Annotated in this window: 19 protein-coding genes; 8 read left to right on the top strand and 11 right to left on the bottom strand. The window is 69.0% G+C overall.

The annotated features are described in order from the left end of the window. Window positions 1-10: 10 nt before the first annotated feature. The 3 genes from ACWH43_RS20935 to ACWH43_RS20925 all read right to left on the bottom strand — a co-directional run bounded on the left by ACWH43_RS20935 (window position 11) and on the right by ACWH43_RS20925 (window position 3242). Window positions 11-1591 carry a formate dehydrogenase beta subunit gene (locus ACWH43_RS20935; RefSeq protein WP_158443770.1) on the bottom strand — a complete coding sequence of 527 codons (1581 nt, stop codon included), beginning with the start codon at window positions 1589-1591 and terminating at the stop codon, window positions 11-13. Beyond that, on the bottom strand, window positions 1588-2064 hold the full coding sequence (locus ACWH43_RS20930) for an NAD(P)H-dependent oxidoreductase subunit E (protein WP_158443769.1): 477 nt from the start codon (window positions 2062-2064) through the stop codon (window positions 1588-1590). The genes ACWH43_RS20935 and ACWH43_RS20930 overlap by 4 nt, the downstream gene beginning before the upstream one ends. Window positions 2065-2291: 227 nt before the next feature. Then, window positions 2292-3242, bottom strand: a complete 951-nt coding sequence (locus tag ACWH43_RS20925; RefSeq protein WP_260349071.1) for a LysR family transcriptional regulator — start codon at window positions 3240-3242, stop codon at window positions 2292-2294. A gap of 168 nt (window positions 3243-3410) precedes the next feature. Here ACWH43_RS20925 and ACWH43_RS20920 point away from each other — a divergent pair, with 168 nt between their 5' ends. Continuing rightward, a complete protein-coding gene (locus ACWH43_RS20920) occupies window positions 3411-4442 on the top strand; it encodes an LLM class flavin-dependent oxidoreductase (protein ID WP_260349072.1) in 1032 nt (343 codons plus the stop codon). A gap of 148 nt (window positions 4443-4590) precedes the next feature. Here ACWH43_RS20920 and ACWH43_RS20915 read toward each other — a convergent pair whose 3' ends face one another. Further along, the gene (locus tag ACWH43_RS20915) at window positions 4591-5085 is read right to left on the bottom strand and encodes an Lrp/AsnC family transcriptional regulator (RefSeq protein WP_260349073.1); all 495 of its coding nucleotides are present in this window, start codon (window positions 5083-5085) and stop codon (window positions 4591-4593) included. Window positions 5086-5315: 230 nt separating this feature from the next. Here ACWH43_RS20915 and ACWH43_RS20910 point away from each other — a divergent pair, with 230 nt between their 5' ends. From ACWH43_RS20910 to ACWH43_RS20890, 5 genes are all read left to right on the top strand, one after another. Further along, the gene (locus ACWH43_RS20910) at window positions 5316-6575 is read left to right on the top strand and encodes a 3-methyl-2-oxobutanoate dehydrogenase (2-methylpropanoyl-transferring) subunit alpha (protein WP_260349074.1); all 1260 of its coding nucleotides are present in this window, start codon (window positions 5316-5318) and stop codon (window positions 6573-6575) included. 4 nt (window positions 6576-6579) lie between these two features. Continuing rightward, complete coding sequence (locus tag ACWH43_RS20905; protein WP_158443765.1) at window positions 6580-7596, top strand: alpha-ketoacid dehydrogenase subunit beta; 1017 nt, start codon at window positions 6580-6582, stop codon at window positions 7594-7596. Beyond that, window positions 7596-8993 carry a dihydrolipoamide acetyltransferase family protein gene (locus ACWH43_RS20900; protein WP_158443764.1) on the top strand — a complete coding sequence of 466 codons (1398 nt, stop codon included), beginning with the start codon at window positions 7596-7598 and terminating at the stop codon, window positions 8991-8993. The genes ACWH43_RS20905 and ACWH43_RS20900 overlap by 1 nt, the downstream gene beginning before the upstream one ends. Window positions 8994-9167: 174 nt before the next feature. Beyond that, complete coding sequence (gene lpdA, locus ACWH43_RS20895) at window positions 9168-10565, top strand: dihydrolipoyl dehydrogenase (RefSeq protein ID WP_158443763.1); 1398 nt, start codon at window positions 9168-9170, stop codon at window positions 10563-10565. Window positions 10566-10750: 185 nt separating this feature from the next. Beyond that, on the top strand, window positions 10751-11152 hold the full coding sequence (locus tag ACWH43_RS20890; protein ID WP_158443762.1) for a DUF983 domain-containing protein: 402 nt from the start codon (window positions 10751-10753) through the stop codon (window positions 11150-11152). A gap of 21 nt (window positions 11153-11173) precedes the next feature. On the opposite strand, the gene ACWH43_RS20885 is transcribed toward ACWH43_RS20890, so the two are convergent. The 7 genes from ACWH43_RS20885 to ACWH43_RS20855 all read right to left on the bottom strand — a co-directional run bounded on the left by ACWH43_RS20885 (window position 11174) and on the right by ACWH43_RS20855 (window position 17427). Next, window positions 11174-12541: an aminotransferase-like domain-containing protein gene (locus ACWH43_RS20885; protein ID WP_158448143.1), complete on the bottom strand. Its 1368-nt coding sequence runs from the start codon at window positions 12539-12541 to the stop codon at window positions 11174-11176. A 94-nt stretch (window positions 12542-12635) separates the two neighbouring features. Further along, window positions 12636-13370, bottom strand: a complete 735-nt coding sequence (locus tag ACWH43_RS20880; protein WP_158448142.1) for an amino acid ABC transporter ATP-binding protein — start codon at window positions 13368-13370, stop codon at window positions 12636-12638. Continuing rightward, the gene (locus tag ACWH43_RS20875; protein ID WP_158446003.1) at window positions 13351-14004 is read right to left on the bottom strand and encodes an amino acid ABC transporter permease; all 654 of its coding nucleotides are present in this window, start codon (window positions 14002-14004) and stop codon (window positions 13351-13353) included. The genes ACWH43_RS20880 and ACWH43_RS20875 overlap by 20 nt, the downstream gene beginning before the upstream one ends. Next, window positions 14004-14705, bottom strand: coding sequence for an amino acid ABC transporter permease (locus ACWH43_RS20870; RefSeq protein ID WP_158446004.1), 702 nt, complete (start codon window positions 14703-14705; stop codon window positions 14004-14006). Before ACWH43_RS20870 ends, ACWH43_RS20875 begins: the two co-directional genes overlap by 1 nt. A gap of 78 nt (window positions 14706-14783) precedes the next feature. Further along, complete coding sequence (locus ACWH43_RS20865) at window positions 14784-15587, bottom strand: transporter substrate-binding domain-containing protein (RefSeq protein WP_260349075.1); 804 nt, start codon at window positions 15585-15587, stop codon at window positions 14784-14786. Window positions 15588-15653: 66 nt separating this feature from the next. After that, entirely contained in the window at window positions 15654-16631 is a 978-nt protein-coding gene (locus tag ACWH43_RS20860; RefSeq protein ID WP_158446005.1) for a 2-hydroxyacid dehydrogenase, read from the bottom strand. A gap of 34 nt (window positions 16632-16665) precedes the next feature. Then, the gene (locus ACWH43_RS20855) at window positions 16666-17427 is read right to left on the bottom strand and encodes a GntR family transcriptional regulator (RefSeq protein ID WP_158446006.1); all 762 of its coding nucleotides are present in this window, start codon (window positions 17425-17427) and stop codon (window positions 16666-16668) included. A gap of 187 nt (window positions 17428-17614) precedes the next feature. Here ACWH43_RS20855 and ACWH43_RS20850 point away from each other — a divergent pair, with 187 nt between their 5' ends. After that, window positions 17615-18814: a mandelate racemase/muconate lactonizing enzyme family protein gene (locus tag ACWH43_RS20850; RefSeq protein WP_158446007.1), complete on the top strand. Its 1200-nt coding sequence runs from the start codon at window positions 17615-17617 to the stop codon at window positions 18812-18814. Window positions 18815-18985: 171 nt separating this feature from the next. Continuing rightward, entirely contained in the window at window positions 18986-19753 is a 768-nt protein-coding gene (locus tag ACWH43_RS20845) for an SDR family oxidoreductase (RefSeq protein WP_158446008.1), read from the top strand. Window positions 19754-19824 lie beyond the last annotated feature (71 nt).

Here is a 19824-nt window from a genome sequence, read left to right as displayed (position 1 = left end):
CTCAGCCTCCTCACTCGGCCGCCAGAGCGATTTCTTGCCGTGGGCTGGGAGGACGGTCGAAATCCTCGGGGAAATGGTTGAGCGCGCTCATCACCGGCATCGGCGTCAGCCCGCCCATGGCGCAGAGCGAGGCGTCGGTCATCAGCTTGGCGAGGTCGCGCAGCACGGCGATGTTCTTCGGGCGCTCGGTGCCCGCGATGATGCGGTCCATCACCTCGACGCCGCGCGTCGCGCCGATGCGGCAGGGCGTGCACTTGCCGCAGCTTTCCTTGGCGCAGAACTGGAAGGCGAAGCGGGCCTGCCTGGCCATGTCGACGGTGTCGTCGAACACGACGATGCCGCCATGGCCGAGCATGGCGCGCATGCTGGCGAGCGCCTCGTAATCCATCTGCACGTCGAGCTGTTCGGCGGTGAGATAGGCCCCGAGCGGCCCGCCGACCTGCACGGCCCGGATCGGCCGGCCCGACAGCGTGCCGCCGCCCATGTCCTCGATGATCTCGCGTAAGCTGATGCCGAAGGCGAGCTCGATCAGGCCTCCCCGTTTGACATTGCCGCCGAGCTGCACCGGCAGCGTGCCGCGCGAGCGGCCCATGCCGTAATCGGCATAGGCCTGCGCCCCATGCGCCAGGATCCAGGGCACGGCGGCGAAGGAGAGCACGTTGTTGACGACGGTCGGCTTGCCGAACAGCCCCTGGAGGGCCGGCAGCGGCGGCTTGGCGCGCACCACCGCGCGCTTGCCTTCCAGGCTCTCCAGCAGCGAGGTCTCCTCGCCGCAGATATAGGCGCCGGCGCCGAGCCTGACCTCGAGATGGAAGGCGTGTTTCGAGCCCATCACCGAGGCGCCGATCAGCCCGGCGGCCTCCGCTTTCAGGATGGCGCGCTCGAGGGTGCGGTAGGCATGCGGATATTCCGAGCGCAGATAGAGATAGCCGCGCGTCGCTCCGACGGCGACGGCGGCGATCGCCATGCCCTCGATGGTGAGATAGGGGTCGCCCTCGAACAGCATGCGGTCGGCGAAGGTGCCGCTGTCGCCCTCATCGGCGTTGCAGACGACGTATTTCTGGTCGGCCTTGGCGTCGTGGACGGTCTTCCACTTGATCCCGGTGGGGAAGCCGGCGCCGCCGCGCCCGCGCAGGCCCGAGGCCCTGATCGCCTCGACGATCTCGGCGCCGCCGAGGCCGATCGCCCTCTCCAGCCCGGCGAAGCCGCCATGGGCGCGGTATTCGGCGATGGAGAGCGGGTCGATCACCCCGACGCGCTCGAAGGTGAGGCGCTGCTGGCGCTTCATCCAGTCGAGCTCCTCGGTCCGGCCGAGGCGCAGCGCATGGGCGCCGCCGGAGAGGAAGCCGGCCTCGAACAGGGACGGCACGTCCCGCTCCGCGACCGGGCCGTAGGCGATGCGGCCTTCCGGCGTCTCGACCTCGACCAGCGGCTCGAGCCAGAGCATGCCGCGCGAGCCGTTGCGGACGATCTCGACCGCCGCGCCGCGGGCCGCGGCCTCGCGCGCCACGGCGCGGGCGACGGCCTCGGCGCCGACCGAGAGCGCGGCGGCGTCGACGGGGACGAAGATGCGGATCGGGGCGGCGCTCATGAATGCGCCCTTCCATGCCGGCAGAGCGCGGCGATGCGGGCCGCGTCGACGCGCCCAAGCAGCTCGCCATCGACCAGCGCCGAGGGGCCGAGCGCGCAATTGCCGAGACAATACACCGTTTCGACGGCGGCGTCGCCGGCCTGCGCAGCGTCGACGACGATGCCGTGCTCGCGGGCGAGGTCGTCGACCACCGCCTCGCAGCCGAGCGCCTGGCAGGCCTCGGCCCGGCAGAGCCTGACGATCCGGGCCGGCTGCGGCGCCGTCCTGAAGTCGTGGTAGAACGAGATCGCGCCATGCACCTCGGCGCGGGACAGGTTCAGCGCCTCGGCGATCAGCGGCACCGCCTGCGGGTCGACATAGCCGAAGGCGTCCTGCAAGGCGTGCAGCATCGGCAGCGTGGCGCCTTCCAGATGCGCCAGCCCGGCGATGATCGTCCTCGCGCTGTCCTGATCCCAGGCCGGATAACCCGCCATCTTTCCTCCAAAGCCCCGCTTTGCGCGGCGTATCTTGCAGGAAAGGTGGGCCATCCTGGAATGATTTCAAATCGTTTGTTCCAACCGAATGATAGGCCGGGGCTATCAAGTTGCGGCGATATCGGTTTCGCCGCGTCGCCTGCGACCAAAGTCGATACCGAAAATGGCGCGCAAGGTTCGTTTTGCGGCGCACAATGGCGCGAGCCGAAATGCGAGATAGGTGACGGCTATCGTACGATAGGCCGCCGCGGCAGGCCGGCATCCGTCACCGGCTTGGTCATCATCAGCAGGTTGCGCGCCAGCGGCGCGAAGGGCTGCCGGTCCGCGACGATCAGGCCGATGGTGCGCTGCGCGGCCGGCTCGACGAGCGGCAGCGCCCGGGTGCCGAGCGGCACGCCGAAGAACTCCAGCAATTGCAGCGAGACGATGCTGGCGATGCCCTGGATGCCGGCATGGGAGCACAGGTTGAAGATCGAGTTGGTCTCGATGACCGGGCGCGGCGCGGTGCCGACCGAGCGGAAGATGCCGTCGATGATGCGCCGGTTCTGCATGTCGCCGGTGAGCAGGCACAGCTTCAGCTCCGCCGCCTCGACCCAGGAGATGCTGTCGCGCGCGCCGAGCTGCCCGTCCTCGCGGGTCAGCAGCACGTAGGATTCCTGGTAGATCGGCTTGGAGATCACGCGGTCGAGCGGCTCGTTGTCGAGATAGGTCAGCCCGACATCGAGCTCGAAATTGTCGATGCCCTCCTGGATCTCCTGCGAGGTCAGCGAGAGCACGGTGAGCGACACCGCCGGGTAGCGCTCCGAGAAGGGCGCGGTGATATGGGCGATCATCGGCAGCGCGGTCGGGATCGCGCCGAGCCGGATGCGGCCCGAAATGCCTTCGCGCAGCTCCGCGATCTCCTCCTTCATCAGGTCGGCCTCGGCCAGGATGCGCCGGGCCCGGGCGAGCACCGCCTCGCCCTCCTTGGTGAAGCCCTGGAAGCGCCGGCCGCGCTCGACGATCAGCACGCCGAGCTCCTCCTCGAGCTGCACGATCGCGGCCGAGAGCGTCGGCTGCGAGACATGGCAGGCCTCGGCGGCGCGGCGGAAGTGCTTCTCGCGCGCCAAGGCGTCGAGATAAAGCAACTGGCGGATGATCATGGCGTCGTTTCGGTAGCGGCGGCTGGCGCCGAGCATCGGCATAGCCGCGCCCGGTTGCAAGCACCGCGATTGCATCGGCGCCAACAGGCTGTTGCTGCAGCAGCAACGCCGCGGCGATTGCACCCGGGCAAGCGCGTTCCTAGCTCCGGGAGGCCGGGATGGCCGGCAGGCAAACGGGCCGGGTCGCGGCCCCGGGGGCTACTTATGGCACGGGAGCTGGAATTCGGGCTCGACACCTTCGGCGACGTCACCCATGGCGCGGATGGCGAGCCGCTGCCGCATGCGCAGGTGATCCGCAACCTCGTCGCGGAAGCCGAGCTGGCCGACCGCGTCGGCATCGACTTCATCGGCGTGGGCGAGCATCATCGGGCCGATTTCGCCGTGTCCGCGCCGGAGGCGGTGCTCGCCGCCATGGCCGCGCGCACCAGCCGGATCAGGCTCGGCTCCGCCGTGACCGTGCTCTCCTCGGACGATCCGATCCGCGTCTTCCAGCGCTTTTCGACGGTCGACGCGGTCTCGAACGGGCGCGCCGAGGTCATCCTCGGCCGCGGCTCCTTCACCGAATCCTTCCCGCTCTTCGGCTTCGACCTGCGCGACTACGAGAAGCTGTTCGAGGAGAAGCTCGATCTCTTCACGGCGCTGCTGCCGCAGGAGCCGGTGAGCTGGCAGGGCTCGCTGCGCCCGCCGCTCAAGGACCAGCGCATCTATCCCCCGGTCGAGCACGGCCCGCTCAAGACCTGGATCGGTGTCGGCGGCAGCCCGGAATCGGTGATCCGCGCGGTGCGCTACGACCTGCCGCTGATGCTCGCCATCATCGGCGGCGATCCGCTGCGCTTCAAGCCCTATGTCGATCTCTACCACCGCGCCTATGCGCAGATCGACAAGCCGGTGAAGCCGATCGGCGTGCATTCGCCGGGCTATGTCGCGGCCACCGACGCGCAGGCCAGGGAGGAGTTCTTCCCGGCCTTCAAGCAGGGGCGCGACCGCATCGGCGCCGAGCGCGGCTGGCCGCCGATGAGCCGCGCCGATTTCGAGCAGGAGGTCGCGCATGGCTCGCTCTATCTCGGCTCGCCGGAGACGGTGGCGCGCAAGATCGCCGCGACCGCCAAGGGGCTCGGCCTCTCGCGCTTCCAGCTCAAATACAGCGCCGGCCCGCTGGCGCATGAGAAGTTGATGGAGTGCATCCGGCTCTATGGCGAGCAGGTGATCCCGATGGTGCGGGAGATGCTGGGGTAGACCGTAACAAACTCTCCGCGGTCATCCCGGGCGGAGCGAAGCGCAGACCCGGGATCCATGCCGGAACGGTTCAGGCATGGATCCCGGATCGGCGCGGCTGACGCCGCTTGTCCGGGATGACCACGCGAGGGGGTAAGGCCGGTGCCGCTCACGGCTCCTTCAGCGGATCGACCGAGAGCGTCCGCTTCAGCGCTCTCAGCCCGAAAGTCGTGCGGGTCTGGCGCACGCCGGGGATGCGGTAGATCGTGCCGCGCAGGAAGCGTTCGTAATGGTCGGTGCCGCTGACCACCACCTTGGCGAGGTAGTCGTATTCCCCCGTCACCAGATGCGCCTCGACCACCTCCGGCGCCTTCACCAGCGCCTCGGCGAACTGGTCGAGCGCCTTGTCGTCGTGCTTGTCGAGGGTGATCTCGACGAAGACGACATTGTTGTAGCCGAGCGCCTGATGGTCGAGCAGCGCGACGTATTTCTCGATCACCCCGGCCTCTTCCAGCCGCTTCACCCGCGTCCAGCAGGGCGAGGGCGAGAGGCCGACCTTCTCGGCCAGCGCCTGGGTGGTCAGGCGGCCGTCCTCCCGCAATGCAGCAAGAATCTTGCGATCGATCGGATCGAGAGCAGGACTCTTCTGGCTCTTTCTGTTCATCGGTCGATCCGCCCGCAAAGTCCGGTTCCTGCAGAATGATCTTCTGCCGGATTTCCGCCGCGCCGGCAAATTCGGAAGGAACCTCCGGGGCAGCGGCGCTAGCGTTGGTTGCAGGGGAAACGGTCGCATGCCCGCCGGCGCGTCGCCGCGCGGAGCCGTGCCGCTGACGAGACGCCTTGCCGCAAGCCGGCAAAGGCGGAATGCTGGCGGGGCCAGGGATGGAGGCGCTCATGAGCAGCGACGAGGCAGGCAACGCGCCGGCGACGATCCAGCCGCTGAAATTCCATGTGCCGAGGCCGGCGAGCCGCCCCGGCGAGAAGCCGGACTTCTCCGATGTCGTGATCCCCAAGGCCGGCTCCGTCGCCCGCCCGCCGGTCGATGTCGACCCCAAGGACATCCGCGACCTCGCCTATTCGATCATCCGCGTGCTGAATCGCGAGGGCGAGGCGGTCGGCCCCTGGGTGCCGGATCTCTCGCCCGAGGACCTGGTCCGCGGCCTGCGCCACATGATGACCTTGCGCAGCTTCGACGCGCGCATGCAGATGGCGCAGCGCCAGGGCAAGACCTCGTTCTACATGCAGCACACCGGCGAGGAGGCGGTGTCCTGCGCCTTCCGCATCGCGCTCGGGCCGCACGACATGAACTTCCCGACCTATCGCCAGGCCGGGCTGCTGATCGCGCATGACTACCCGCTGGTCGACATGATGTGCCAGATCTACTCGAACGAGCGCGACCCGATGAAGGGTCGGCAATTGCCGGTGATGTACTCCTCCAAGGAGCACGGCTTCTTCTCGATCTCGGGCAATCTCGCGACCCAGTTCGTCCAGGCGGTCGGCTGGGCGATGGCCTCGGCGATCAAGAACGACACCCGCATCGCCGCCGCCTGGATCGGCGACGGCTCGACGGCGGAATCGGATTTCCATGCGGCGCTGGTCTTCGCCTCGACCTACAAGGCCCCGGTCGTGCTCAACGTCGTCAACAACCAGTGGGCGATCTCGACCTTCCAGGGCATCGCGCGCGGCGGCTCCGGCACCTTCGCCGCAAGGGGGCTGGGCTTCGGCATCCCGGCGCTCAGGGTCGACGGCAACGACTACCTCGCGGTCTATGCGGTCGCGCAATGGGCGATCGAGCGGGCGCGCCGCAATCTGGGGCCCACGCTGGTCGAATACGTCACCTACCGCGCCGGCGCCCATTCCACCTCGGACGACCCCTCAGCCTACCGGCCCAAGCACGAATCCGACGAATGGCCGCTGGGCGATCCGCTGGTCCGGCTGAAGCAGCACCTGATCGCCATCGGCGCCTGGTCCGAGGAGCGCCACAAGCAGGCCGAGGCCGAGATCCTCGCGACCGTCATCGCCGCGCAGAAGGAAGCCGAGAGCTTCGGCACGCTGCATTCCGGCGGAAAACCCTCGGCGCGCGACATCTTCGAGGATGTCTATGCCGAGCTGCCGCCGCATCTGCGCCGCCAGCGCCAGCAGATCGGAGTCTGACGCGATGCCCCGCATGACGATGATCGAGGCGATCCGCTCGGCGATGGACGTCGCCATGGGCCGCGACGACGATGTCGTGGTCTTCGGCGAGGATGTCGGCTTCTTCGGCGGCGTCTTCCGCTGCACCCACGGGCTCCAGCAGAAATACGGCGTCTCGCGCTGCTTCGACGCGCCGATCAGCGAATCCGGCATCGTCGGCACCGCCATCGGCATGGCGGCCTATGGGCTGAAGCCCTGCGTCGAGATCCAGTTCGCCGACTACATGTATCCGGCCTATGACCAGATCGTCTCGGAAGCCGCCCGCCTGCGCTACCGCTCGGCCGGCGACTTCACCTGCCCGATGGTGATCCGCATGCCGACCGGCGGCGGCATCTTCGGCGGCCAGACCCACAGCCAGAGCCCGGAAGCGCTGTTCACCCATGTCGCCGGGCTGAAGACCATCGTCCCTTCCAACCCCTATGACGCCAAGGGCCTGCTGATCGCGGCGATCGAGGACCCGGACCCGGTGATCTTCCTCGAGCCGAAGCGGCTCTATAACGGCCCCTTCGACGGCCATCACGACAAACCCGTAACGGCCTGGTCGAAGCATGCGCTCTCCGAGGTGCCGGAGGGCCATTACACCGTGCCGCTGGGCCAGGCGGTGACGCGGCGCGAGGGCGCGGCCGTCAGCATCATCGCCTATGGCACCATGGTCCATGTCGCGCTGGCCGCGGCCGAGGACACCGGCATCGACGCCGAGGTCATCGACCTGCGCACCCTCGTCCCGCTCGATCTCGAGGCCATCGTCGCCTCGGTCGAGAAGACCGGGCGCTGCATCGTGCTGCACGAGGCGACGCTGACGTCGGGCTTCGGCGGGGAGCTGGCCGCACTCGTGCAGGAACACTGCTTCTACCATCTGGAGGCGCCGGTGATGCGCGTCACCGGCTGGGACACGCCCTATCCGCATGCGCAGGAATGGGACTACTTCCCCGGCCCCGCTCGCCTGGGACAGGCGCTGCGCGACATCATGGAGGCACGCTGATGGCCGAGCGCATCATCAAGCTGCCCGATGTCGGCGAGGGCATCGCCGAAGCCGAGCTCGTCGAGTGGCACGTCAAGGTCGGCGACATCGTCCGCGAGGACGACCTCATCGCCGCCGTGATGACCGACAAGGCGACGGTCGAGATCCCCTCGCCGGTCGAGGGCGAGGTCACCTGGGTCGGCGCCGATGTCGGCGACACGGTGCCGATCGGCTCTGCCCTGGTGAAGCTCAAGGTCGCGGGGGAGGGCGGCGCGGCCGAGGAGGATGCGGCGGAGAACCACGCCGTCATTCCGGGGCAGGCCGAAGCCCTGAGCCCGGAACCCGGAACCGATGCCCCTGATCGCAAAGACGCCGGCGGCAGGGAGCCCCTTTCGGATAAGTCATCGGTTCCGGGTTCCGGGCCCTTCGCTGACGCGAAGTCCCGGAATGACGGCGGTGCTTCCCTCGCCAAGCCGGCCGCACCGCCTCCTCCGCCGCCCAAGCCCGCACGCGCTTCCGCCGCACCCGCCCAGCGCCGCGCGCCGGGCGAAAAACCGCTGGCCTCGCCGGCCGTGCGCCTGAAGGCGCGCGAGGCCGGGGTCGATCTGCGCCAGGTCCAGGGCACGGGCCCCGCCGGCCGCATCACCCATCAGGACATCGACGCCTTCCTGCTGCGCGGCCCTGAGCCGGCGCGTGGCGGCGGGCTCGTCGAGCGGAGCGCCGTCACCGAGGTCAAGATCGTCGGTCTGCGCCGCCGCATCGCCGAGAAGATGGCGCTGTCGAAGTCGCGCATCCCGCACATCACCATCGTCGAGGAGGTCAATGTCTCGCCGCTGGAGGATTTGCGCGCCACCCTCAACAGGAAGCCGACGCCGGAGCGGCCGAAGCTGACGCTCTTGCCCTTCCTGATGCGCGCCATGGTCAAGGCGCTCGCCGAGCAGCCGGCGCTGAACGCGCTCTATGACGACGAGGCCGGCATCGTGCGCCAGCATGCCGCGATCAATATCGGCATCGCCACGCAGACGCCGTCGGGCCTGATCGTGCCGGTGGTGAAACATGCCGAGGCGCGCGATCTCTGGGGCTGCGGCATCGAGCTCGCCCGCCTCGCCGAGCGCGCCCGCGACGGCACCGCGACGCGCGACGAATTGACCGGCTCGACCATCACCATCACTTCGCTCGGTGCCCTCGGCGGCATCGCGACGACGCCGGTGATCAACTACCCCGAGGTCGCCATCGTCGGCGTCAACAAGATGGTGGTGCGCCCGGTCTGGGACGGCACCGGCTTCGTGCCGCGCAAGATGATGAACCTCTCCTCCAGCTTCGACCACCGCGTCATCGACGGCTGGGACGCCGCCATCTTCGTGCAGCGGCTGAAGGAGCTGCTGGAGAACCCGGCCACGCTCTTCGTGGATATGTGACGTGATGGGTGCGGTGCCTGAACAGAACGGGTCATCCCGGACGCAGCGAAGCGGAGATCCGGGATCCATGCCTGAACCTTCGTCGGGTGCGCTCCGGCATGGATCCCGGGTCAAGCCCGGGATGACGATATGGTTCGGGCGAGACATTCTCCCCTGCGCTGGCGGAGTGAACAGATGACCGACATCACCTGCAAGCTCCTCGTCATCGGCGCCGGCCCGGGCGGCTATGTCTGCGCCATCCGCGCCGGCCAGCTCGGCCTCGACACCGTCATCGTCGAGAGCACGAAGCTCGGCGGAAGCTGCCTCAATGTCGGCTGCATCCCGTCCAAGGCGATGATCCATGTCGCCGAGGAGTTCGAGAAGGCGGCCGAGGCCGCCGCCGGCAAGACCCCCTTCGGCCTGACGGTTTCCCAGCCCGCGCTCGACCTGAAGCAGGCCGTCGCCTGGAAGGACGGCATCGTCCAGCGGCTCAACAACGGCGTCGCCGGGCTGCTGCGCAAGGCCAAGGTCAAGATCGTCCATGGCAAGGCCCGCTTCCGCGACGGCCGGACCGTTCTGGTCGAGACCGAGACCGGCCCGAAGACGGTGCATGCCGAGACCATCGTCATCGCCACCGGCTCGGCCCCGGTCGAGCTGCCCTTCCTGCCCTTCGGCGGCAACGTCATCTCCTCGACCGGCGCGCTCGCGCTCACCGAATTGCCGAAGCGCCTCGTCGTGGTCGGCGGCGGCTATATCGGGCTCGAGCTCGGCACCGCCTTCGCCCGGATGGGCTCCAAGGTCACGGTGGTGGAGGCGCAGGAAAAAATCCTGCCGCTCTACGATGCCGAATTGACCGGCCCGGTCGCGAAGCGCCTGACCGCGCTCGGCGTCGAGGTTCTGACCGGCGCCAGGGCGCTGGGGCCGACCGCGAAGGGCGACGGCCTGCGCGTCGAGACGGCCGACGGCAAGGAACGCAGCCTGCCGGCCGACAGGATCCTGGTCACGGTCGGCCGCAAGCCGGTCACCGACGATCTCGGCCTCGACAATCTCGTGCTGGACATGGACGGCCGCTTCATCCGCATCGGCGAGCGCTGCGAGACGGCGATGCGCGGCATCTATGCCATCGGCGACGTCACCGGCGAGCCGATGCTGGCCCACCGCGCCATGGCGCAGGGCGAGATGGTGGCGGAGATCGTCGCCGGCCTGCCGCGCGCCTGGGACAAGCGCAGCATCCCGGCGATCTGCTTCACCGATCCCGAGATCGTCTCGGTCGGCCTCTCGCCCGAGGAGGCGAAGCGCGCCGGCCATGAGCTCAAGATCGGCCAGTTCCCCTTCGCCGCCAATGGCCGCGCCATGACCCGCCATGGCGAGACCGGCTTCGTGCGCGTCGTCGCGCAGGCCGGCAGCGACCTCGTGCTCGGCATCCAGGCGGTGGGGCAGGGCGTCTCGGAATTGTCGGCCGCCTTCGGCCTCGCCATCGAGATGGGCGCGACGCTTGCCGACATCGCCGGGACGATCCACGCCCATCCGACGCTGGGCGAGGCCTTCCCCGAGGCGGCGATGAAGGCGCTCGGCCACGCGCTGCACATCTGAGGCGGGTTGCCGCGATCCGATCGAAAGAGCGCGGGGCATCCCGGCCGGAACGCTGCCGGCAGCGGCCCGCGACCGATCCGCGCAGCCTGGCGGCGCGGATGCCTACAATGTTGACATTGTCTGTATCAGCGCCGATCTGAGGGGCGACGCCGACCGCAACGGCGCCGTCCTGTGGAGAGTGTCCCATGTCTGGCGAGCAATGGCCGCCGCTTCCTCCGACGACGACCGGCCTGCGCGGCCGCTGCCCGCGCTGCGGGCAGGGCAAGATGTTCGAGAGCTTTCTCAAGCTGAAGCCGAAATGCGAGGTCTGCGGGCTGGACTATTCCTTCGCCGATCCGGCCGACGGCCCGGCCTTCTTCGTGATGATGTTCGTCTGCATCCCGGCCGCGGCCTTCCCGCTCTGGATGGAACTGACCTATGACCCGCCGACCTGGGTGCATCTCGTCACGACGCTGCCTTTGGTCCTGCTCACCTGCATCCCGCCCCTGCAGCCGCTGAAGGGCTGGCTGGTCGCCTCGCAATTCTTCCACAAGGCCGAGGAAGGCCGCCTCGTGCGCCCGGCGCCGCAGGACAAGCCGACGAGCTGACGCTCCCGGCGGCGCGCCCGCTCAGCCCGAAGCCTCCCCCCGGATCAGCGCCGCCAGCAGGCCGAGCGCCTCGGCGAGGCGCGCCCGCTCCGGTATCGCGCCGAGCGCGATGCGGATCGCGTCCGGCGCCGCGCCGTCCGGGCTGAAGGCGTCGGCTGCCATCACTCCAAGCCCCGCCAGCCGGGCCCGCGCGATCAGGCTGTTGCGGTCCCAATGCGGCGGCAAGGGCTGCCAGACATGCAGCGCGTGCGGGTGGCTCTGCATCGTCGCCGGCAGCGCCGCCCGCGCCAGCGCCTGCCGCCCGGCCGCCTCGCGCCTGACCCCGTCCAGCAGGTCGCGCGCCGCGCCGATCCTGATCCAGTGGGCGGCGAGCGCCGTCATCAGCGGCGCGGGCATCAGCGCCACGGCGCGCAGGGCGGCGAGGAACGGCGCCTCGTCGCCGCCTTCGGGCATGACCACGAAGGCCGTGCGCAGGCCCGGCGTCAGCACCTTGGACAGCGTCGCGACATGCCATGTCCGCTCCGCCGCCAGCGCCGCCAGCGGCGCCGGCGCATCGCCGGCGAGCAGGCTGTAGGGATCGTCCTCGATCAGGATAAGATCGTGCCGGCGGGCGATGGCGGCGAGCGCCCGGCGCCTTGGCGCCGGCACGGTGAGGCAGGTCGGGTTCTGCAGCGTCGGCGTCAGCGCGAAGAGCCGGGCGCCGTGGCGCGCCGCGGCTTCGCCCAGCGCGGCGGGCAGGGGGCCGTCGGCGTCGCTCGCGACCGGCGCCAGGGCGAGCCCGTGCCGCCGCGCGGCGTCGATCAGGCCGGGATAGGCGAGCGGCTCGGTCAGCAGCACCTCGCCCGGCCGGGCCAGCAGCGAAAGCAGGGCGTGGAGCGCCGTCTGGGCGCCCGGCGCCACGGCGACCCGCCGCGGCGGCAGCGGGCCGAGCAGCGGCGCGAGCCAGGCGGCGCCGGCGGCGCGCTCGGCCAGCGAGCCGGCCCCGCCGTGATAGTTCATCAACTGGTCGGCGTCGCTGCGCGCCAGGATCTCGGCGATGCCGCGCTGCATCAGCTCGCCCAGCCTGATCCCCTTCGGCGCGGGCGGGATCGTCATGCTGAGATCGAGCGGCGGGCCGGCCTGCTCCTGCCGGGCGGAGATGAAGGAGCCGCGGCCGGTCACCGCGTCGAGCAATCCCCGCGCCCGCGCCTCGCCGAAGGCGCGGGTCACGGTGGTCAGGTCGACGGCGAGGAGCTCGGCCAGCTTGCGTTGCGGCGGCAGCCGGTCGCCGGGGCGCAGGCGTCCGTCGGCCACTGCCTGCTCGATCAGCCGGACGATCTGCTGGTAGCGCGGTCCCGCCGCCGGATCGAGCGCGCCGATCCAGCCTGCCGATCGGTCGGTGTCGGCCATCTCCGGCTCCGCGATGCCTACATTGCAGGAATTGTAGGTATCGCTTAGCGCAAAGCCGCGGGCCGCGCCAGCGGCGGCCCGGGGGCGTTTCGTCTCAGCCCTGCGCGCCGGCCTTGACGAAGCCCTGCAGCTCCGGCGTCTGCGGCGCGGCGAAGAGTTCCCTGGAAGGCCCCTGCTCCCAGATCTTGCCCTGGTGCATGAAGACCGTGGTGTTGGCGACGTTGCGGGCGAAGTTCATCTCATGCGTCACCAGGATCATGGTCATGCCGCCCTTGGCGAGCTTCTCCATGACCAGCAGCACCTCGCCGGTCAGCTCCGGGTCGAGCGCCGAGGTGACCTCGTCGAACAGCATCACCTTGGGCTGCATCGCCAGCGAGCGGGCGATGGCGACGCGTTGCTGCTGGCCGCCGGAGAGATTGTCGGGATAGCTGTCGAACTTGTCGGAGAGGCCGACCTGCGCCAGCACGTCCTTGGCGAGCGCCAGCGCCTCGGCCTGCGGCACGTTCTTGGTGATGCGCGGCGAGAGCATGATGTTCTGGCCCACCGTCAGATGCGGGAACAGGTTGTAGCTCTGGAAGACGATGCCGACATCCTTGCGCAGGGCGCGCAGGCGCTTCGGGTCCTGGTCGACGACATGGCCGGCGACCTCGATGCGGCCGGACTGGAACGCCTCGAGCCCGTTGATGCAGCGCAGCATGGTCGATTTGCCCGAGCCGGAGCGGCCGATCAGCGCCACGACCTGTCCCGTCTCGACCGAGAGCGAGACGCCCTTCAGCACCTCGAGCTTGCCGTAGCTCTTATGGACGTCTTCAATGAGGACGGCTGGCATTCATCACCTTTTCGAGATGGCGGCTGAGCCGGGAGAGGGGGAAGCAGATCGCGAAATAGATCAGCGCGACCAGCCCGAAGACCCGGAAGGAATCGAAGGTCGCGTTGTTGACGAGCTGGCCGGCGCGGGCGAGCTCGACGAAGCCGACGACCGAGACGATCGAGGTGTTCTTCACGAGCTGGACGAGGAAGCCGACCGTCGGCGGCAGCGAGATCCGCACCGCCTGCGGCAGGATGACGTGTCGATAGGTCTGCGCCGGCGAATGCGCCAGCGAGGCCGAGGCCTCCCATTGCTGGAACGGCACGGACTCGATCGAGCCGCGCCAGATCTCGGCGAGATAGGCGCTGACATAGATCGCGAGCGAGGCGGACGCCGCCAGGAAGGGCGGCAGCTCGACGCCGAACAGCGACAGCCCGTAATAGCTCATGAACAGCACCATGAGCACCGGGATCGACTGGATGACCAGGATGTAGGTCGCCGCGATGCGGCGCACGATCCTGATCCGCGACAGCCGCATGATCGCCAGCACGCCGCCGAGCAGCCCGCCGATCAGGAAGGCGATCGCGGTGAGCAGCAGCGTCCAGCCGGCGGCGCGGAAGAGGAAGAGGGCCTCGGGCCAACCGAAGGTCGTCATCAGGCGGCCTCCGCTTTGGCGTCGAGCCGGTCGACGCTGGAGATGCGCGGGAAGATGGCGCGGCCGAGCCGGTCGAGCGCGACCTTCAGCGTCAGCGCCAGCACCAGATAGATGAGGGTGACGACGATATAGGTCTCGAAGCTGCGGAAGGTGTTCTGCTCGATGATCGCCGCCGTGCCCGAGAGCTCCGGCACCGCGATGAAGGAGCAGATCGAGGAGGCCAGCAGCATCAGCACGAATTGCGAGGAGAGCGCCGGCCAGACGCGGGCGAGCGCCGGCATCAGCACGACATGCTGGAAGACCTGGCGCCGGGTCATCGCCAGGGACAGGCCCGCCTCGAGCTGCGAGCGGTGGATGGAGTCGACGCCGGCGCGGATGATCTCGGTGGCGTAGGCGCTGAGGTTGAGTGTCATGGCGAGCAGCGCGGCTTCCGTGCCGGGCAGGCGGATGCCGAGCAGCGGCAGCCCGAAGAACAGCATGAAGAGCTGCACCAGGAAGGGCGTGTTGCGCATCAGCTCGACATAGGCGTCGACCAGCAGGCCGACCCAGCGCCCGAGCAGGCTCTTGGCCGCGACCAGCAGGATGGCGAGGACGAGCCCCAGGACGATGGCGCCGAAGGAGAGCCCGAGCGTCAGCAGGACGCCGTCGACGATCCGGTCGGATTCCGCGAAGATCGGCTCGAATTGGAATTGGATCGGCATGAATCTCCTCTCCGCCGCAGCGCCGGGGCCGGCGGGGCTGGCCCGCCGGCGGTCGGTGTCAGATCGGAAGGCGGGCGATCAGAAGGTCGGGAGCTGCGGCAGCGGGCCGCCGACCCACTTCTCGGAGATCGCGTTCAGCTCGCCATTCTGCTTGATGTAGTAGATCAGGTTGTTGAGCCACTGCTTCAGCTCGTAGGCGTCCTTGCGGACGGTCATCGAGTTCGGCTGCATGCCGAACATGAATTTCAGCTCCGTCTCGGTCTCGCCGCGCGCCTTGATGGCGGCGTTGGCCTGGGCGTCCGGCCCGGCGATGGCCTCGACCTGGCCGGAGAACAGCGCCTGCATGGTGGTGGCGTCGTCCTCGAAGCGCAGGATCTTGAGGTTGAGCTCCTTCTCGCGGTTGGTGAATTCGCGCTCCACGCTGGAGCCGCGGTTCACGCCGACGGTGCGGTTCTTGAGGTCTTCCCAGGTTTTGATCGGGGTGTTCTTCTTGGCGTAGATGCCGGTCTGGAAGGCGCTGTAGGGGATGGTGAACATCACCGCCTTGGCGCGCTCCGGCGTCGGCGCCAGCGTCGCCACCAGGAAGTCGACCTTGCCCGCTTCCAGCGCCGGGATGCGCGCCGGCGGGGTGAGCTGCACGACCTCGACCGGCACGCCGAGATATTTGCCGACCAGCGCGGTCACGTCCGCGTCGTAGCCGATGGCGTTGCCCTGCGCGTCGACCGAGCCGTAGGGCGGGGCGCCGATCAGCACGCCGACCTTGACCTTACCGCGCTTGACGATGTCGCTGATGGACTGGGCCGGGGCCTGGCTCGCCGCGAGCATGCCGGCGCCGAGCGCGAGCAGGGTGCCGGCGATCTTGAGATGCTTGAGGATGTTCACTGGACGTCTCCCGTTACGAGGTCTTTTCGGTTGGCCCGGCTTCTGGCGGCCGGTTGCAGGCAGGGCTCAGCTTCCCCTTTTGACGACGTTCTCCAGCGGCTCGCCGGAAAAACGCCGCCTGATGTTAGCAGCAATCACCGCCTGGCGCCGTCGGATCGTTCCGTCGGTCCAGCCGGACATATGCGGGGTCATTAAAACGTTTGAAAGCTCGTGGAAAGGCAGTTTCGACGGCAAGGGCGACGCATCGTCAGCCTGTGGATAACGATACCAGGTGTCGATCACCGCGCCGCCGATGCGCCGGTTCTTCAGCGCCTCGTAGAGCGCCGCCTCGTCGACGGTCGGCCCGCGCCCGACATTGACCAGGACGGCGTCCGGCCGCATCGCCGCCAGGGCTTCGGCGCCGATGAGGCTCTTGGTGTCCCCGGTCAGCGGCACGGAGACCACGACGACGTCGACCGAGCCGAGGAAATCGGCGAGCCGGTCGAGGCCGAAGGCGCGGTCGACCAGCGGCGAGGGCGGGACCGGGCTGCGATTGGCGACATGCACCTGCATCTCGAAGGCCTTGGCGCGGGCGGCGATCGCCTTGCCGATATGGCCGAAGCCGATGAGGCCGATGGTGCGGCCGGCGATCTCGTCATGCACCCGCTCCGGCGCGCCGGCCCAATAGGCCCAGTCGCCGCGGCGCAGCCGGCTGTCGGCATCGGCGAGGGGGATGGCGCGGGCGAGCAGCGCGCCCATCACATATTCCGCGATGGCCTGCTCGTGGCCGAAGCAGTTGCACAGCGCGGCCGAGGCCGGCAGCCGGTCGAGATCGACGGCGTCGTAGCCGGCGCCCGGCACATGGAAGAGCCGGAGGTCGGCGGGCAGCGGCAGGCTGGCGTCGAACTTCACCCCGACGATGGCTTCGGCCCGCGCATAGGCTTCCCTCTCCGCCTCGGTCTGGAGCACGTCCGGCAGCAGCCGGATCTCGGCCGGCTGGCCGAGCCGGTCGGCGAAGCCGTGGCTGAAGGTGGCGGCGTTCTCGCCATGGAAGATGATGCGCATGTCGGGCGGTCCGGCGGTCGGGCGGGGCGAGGGCTCAGCGGGGCAGCAGCGGCTCGACGCTGCAGTCGAGCAGGGACGGGTCGATATTCTCCTCCATCTCGTCGAACATGCTGTCGACGAAGGCGACGAGCGCGTCCGAGGCGGCGATGGCGCGCTCGGGCTGCGAGGAGGCGATGCCGTTCAACAGGGCGAGATGGTGGTCGACGGTGCCGTCCAGGCTCTGCTGGCCGGGCATGTAGCTGTGATGGATGAAGCCGATGCGCCGGAAGATGGTGTGCAGCGGCCGCAGCGTGTGCTCGAGGAAGGGCTCGCCGGCGGCCGAGAGGATCATCTGGTCGATGCGCCGGTCGAGCGTGTTGAACTCGGCCAGCGTCAGCTCCTCGCGGCGGTCGCGCAGCAGCCGGGCCATGTGCAGCATCTGGTTGCGGTGCATCGGGCCGGCGCGCTCGGCGGCGAGCCGGGCGACGAAGCGTTCCAGATCGCGCCGCAGCTTGAGCAGGACCCGCTCGCGCGCCAGGTCGATCGGCGCGATCTGGAGCCCGTGCCGGGGCCGGATGACGATCAGCGTATCGGCCGCGAGCCGGCTGACGGCGTGGTGGATCGGGGTCCGGCCCAGCCCGGTCAGGTCCTGCAGGTCCTGCATCGTCAGCAGGCGGCCGGGCCTCAGCACGCAGTCGATCAGCATCGCCTCGATGCGCTCATAGGCGATCTCGAAGAAGTTCAGGCGGTTGCGGCGCGGCGGCGGCTCCAGGCCGTCCGGGGCGACGAGCTTCGGCTTTTCCTTGCGACCTGCCATGGCCTCCTCCGCGGCGGGCTCTGCCGGCCCGCACGTTTGCGACGACGATAAACATGTTGTGATATTTTACAAGCTCTCTTATGGTCCGGGCGGCCCGGCGCCATTCTAGGGCGGCCCGGGCGCAGGCAAAAGAACGGGCAGGGCGCGACGATAGTCTGATGCTCTGCCCTCGCCGGGGAGGCGGGCTTTGAAGATCACGGCGATCGAGACGTTGCGGACCGAGGAATTCGCCAATGTCCTGTGGGTGCGCGTGCACACCGATGCCGGGCCGGTCGGCCTCGGCGAGACCTTCTACGGCGCGGCTTCGGTGGAGGCGCATCTCCACGACACGCTCGCCATGCGGCTCCTCGGCAGGAACCCGCTGCAGATCGAGGCGCTGCACAAGGAGATGACCAACCTGCCGATGGCCCAGGCCTCGACCGGCGCGGAATCGCGGGCGGCCTCGGCGGTCGACATCGCGCTCTGGGACATCTTCGGCAAGGTCTGCGGCCAGCCGGTGCACCAGATGCTCGGGGGCCTGTGCCGCGACAGGCAGCGCATCTACAACACCTGCGCCGGCTACAGATATGTCCGCTCCCACAACATCAAGCCGGTCTCGACCTGGAATCTCGGCGAGGCCGCCGGCCCCTATGAGGATCTCGACGGCTTCATGAACCGGGCCGATGCGGTGGCCGAGAGCCTGCTGGAGCAGGGCATCACCGCGATGAAGATCTGGCCCTTCGATCCGCCCGCGATCGAGAACCAGGGCCTGTTCATCACCCCCGAGCAGATGCGCAAGGCCTGCGAGCCCTTCGAGAAGATCCGCAAGGCGGTCGGCGACAGGATCGAGATCATGGTCGAGATGCACTCGCTCTGGAACCTGCCGACCGCGATCAAGATCGCGCGGGTGCTCGAACAGTACGAGCCGAGCTGGTACGAGGACCCGATCCGGATGAACTCGCCCCAGGCGCTGGCCGAGTTCGCCCGCTCGACCAAGGTCTCGGTGACGGCGAGCGAGACGCTGGGCTCGCGCTTCCCCTACAAGGACATGCTCGACCGCGACGCGATGCATGTGGTGATGGCCGATCTGTGCTGGACCGGCGGCCTGACCGAGGGGCGCAAGATCGCGGCGATGGCCGAGACCTATCACCGCCCCTTCGCGCCGCATGACTGCATCGGCCCGATCGGCTTCGTCGCGGCGATCCACGCCTCCTTCAGCCAGCCCAACACGCTGATCCAGGAATCGGTGCGCGCCTTCTATACCGGCTGGTACAAGGAGCTCGTCACCGAAATGCCGCGGATCGAGGGCGGCTATGTCTATCCGCTGGAGGCGCCCGGTCTCGGCGTCGAGCTGCTGCCGGCCGTGTTCGAGCGCCCGGACCTGACGGTGCGCCGCACCAGCCTGTAGACTTCTCCCATAGACGCGGTCGTCCCGGGCCCGCAGGGCGACCCGGGATCCATGCCTGAGCCTCTTTCGGAAAAGCTCCGGCATGGATCCCGGATCGGCGCCGCTTCGCGGCTTGTCCGGGATGACAACATTGTTGCACGAGACCATGACCATCGCTGGAGACCGGTGCCCATGACCAATCCCCTCTTCGACCTCAGCGGTCGCACGGCCCTCGTCACCGGCTCCTCGCGCGGGCTCGGCCGCGCCATGGCCGAGGGGCTGGCGGCGGCCGGCGCCCGCATCCTCGTCAACGGCACCGACCCCGGTCGCGTCGACACGGCGGTGAAGGAGATGCGCCAGGCCGGCTACGAGGCCGAGGCCGCGCCCTTCGACGTGACCGCCGAGGACGCCGTCGCCAGGGCCTTCGCGGGCTTCGACGCGGCTGGCATCGCCGTCGACATCCTGGTCAACAATGCCGGCATCCAGTTCCGCAAGCCGATGGTCGAGCTCGCCACCGCCGACTGGCAGCGGGTGATCGACACCAACCTGACTTCGGCCTTCGTCATCGGCCGCGAGGCGGCGAAGCGCATGATCGCGCGCGGCCACGGCAAGATCGTCAATATCGGCTCGCTGACCAGCGCGCTGGCACGAGCCACCGTCGCGCCCTACACGGTCGCCAAGGGCGGCATCAAGATGCTGACCCAGGCGATGGCGGCCGAATGGGCCGAGCACGGCATCCAGGCCAACGCCATCGGCCCCGGCTACATGCTGACCGACATGAACCAGGCGCTGATCGAGAACCCGGCCTTCGACGCCTGGGTCAAGGGGCGCACGCCCGCGAAGCGCTGGGGCAAGCCGCAGGAGCTGATCGGCGCCGCCGTCTTCCTCGCCGCGCCGGCCTCCGACTATGTCAACGGCCAGATCATCTATGTCGATGGCGGGATGCTCGCCGTCCTGTAAAAGAACGCCGGCGCATCGACCCGCGCAGCCGGCCGACGGCTTCGACGAGAGAGCGATGCGCAGCGGAGGAA

The sequence above is a fragment of the Allobosea minatitlanensis genome, from assembly GCF_964020775.1.
Note: the sequence above shows the minus strand (reverse complement) of the source record. Positions and strands in the feature narration are given on the sequence as shown.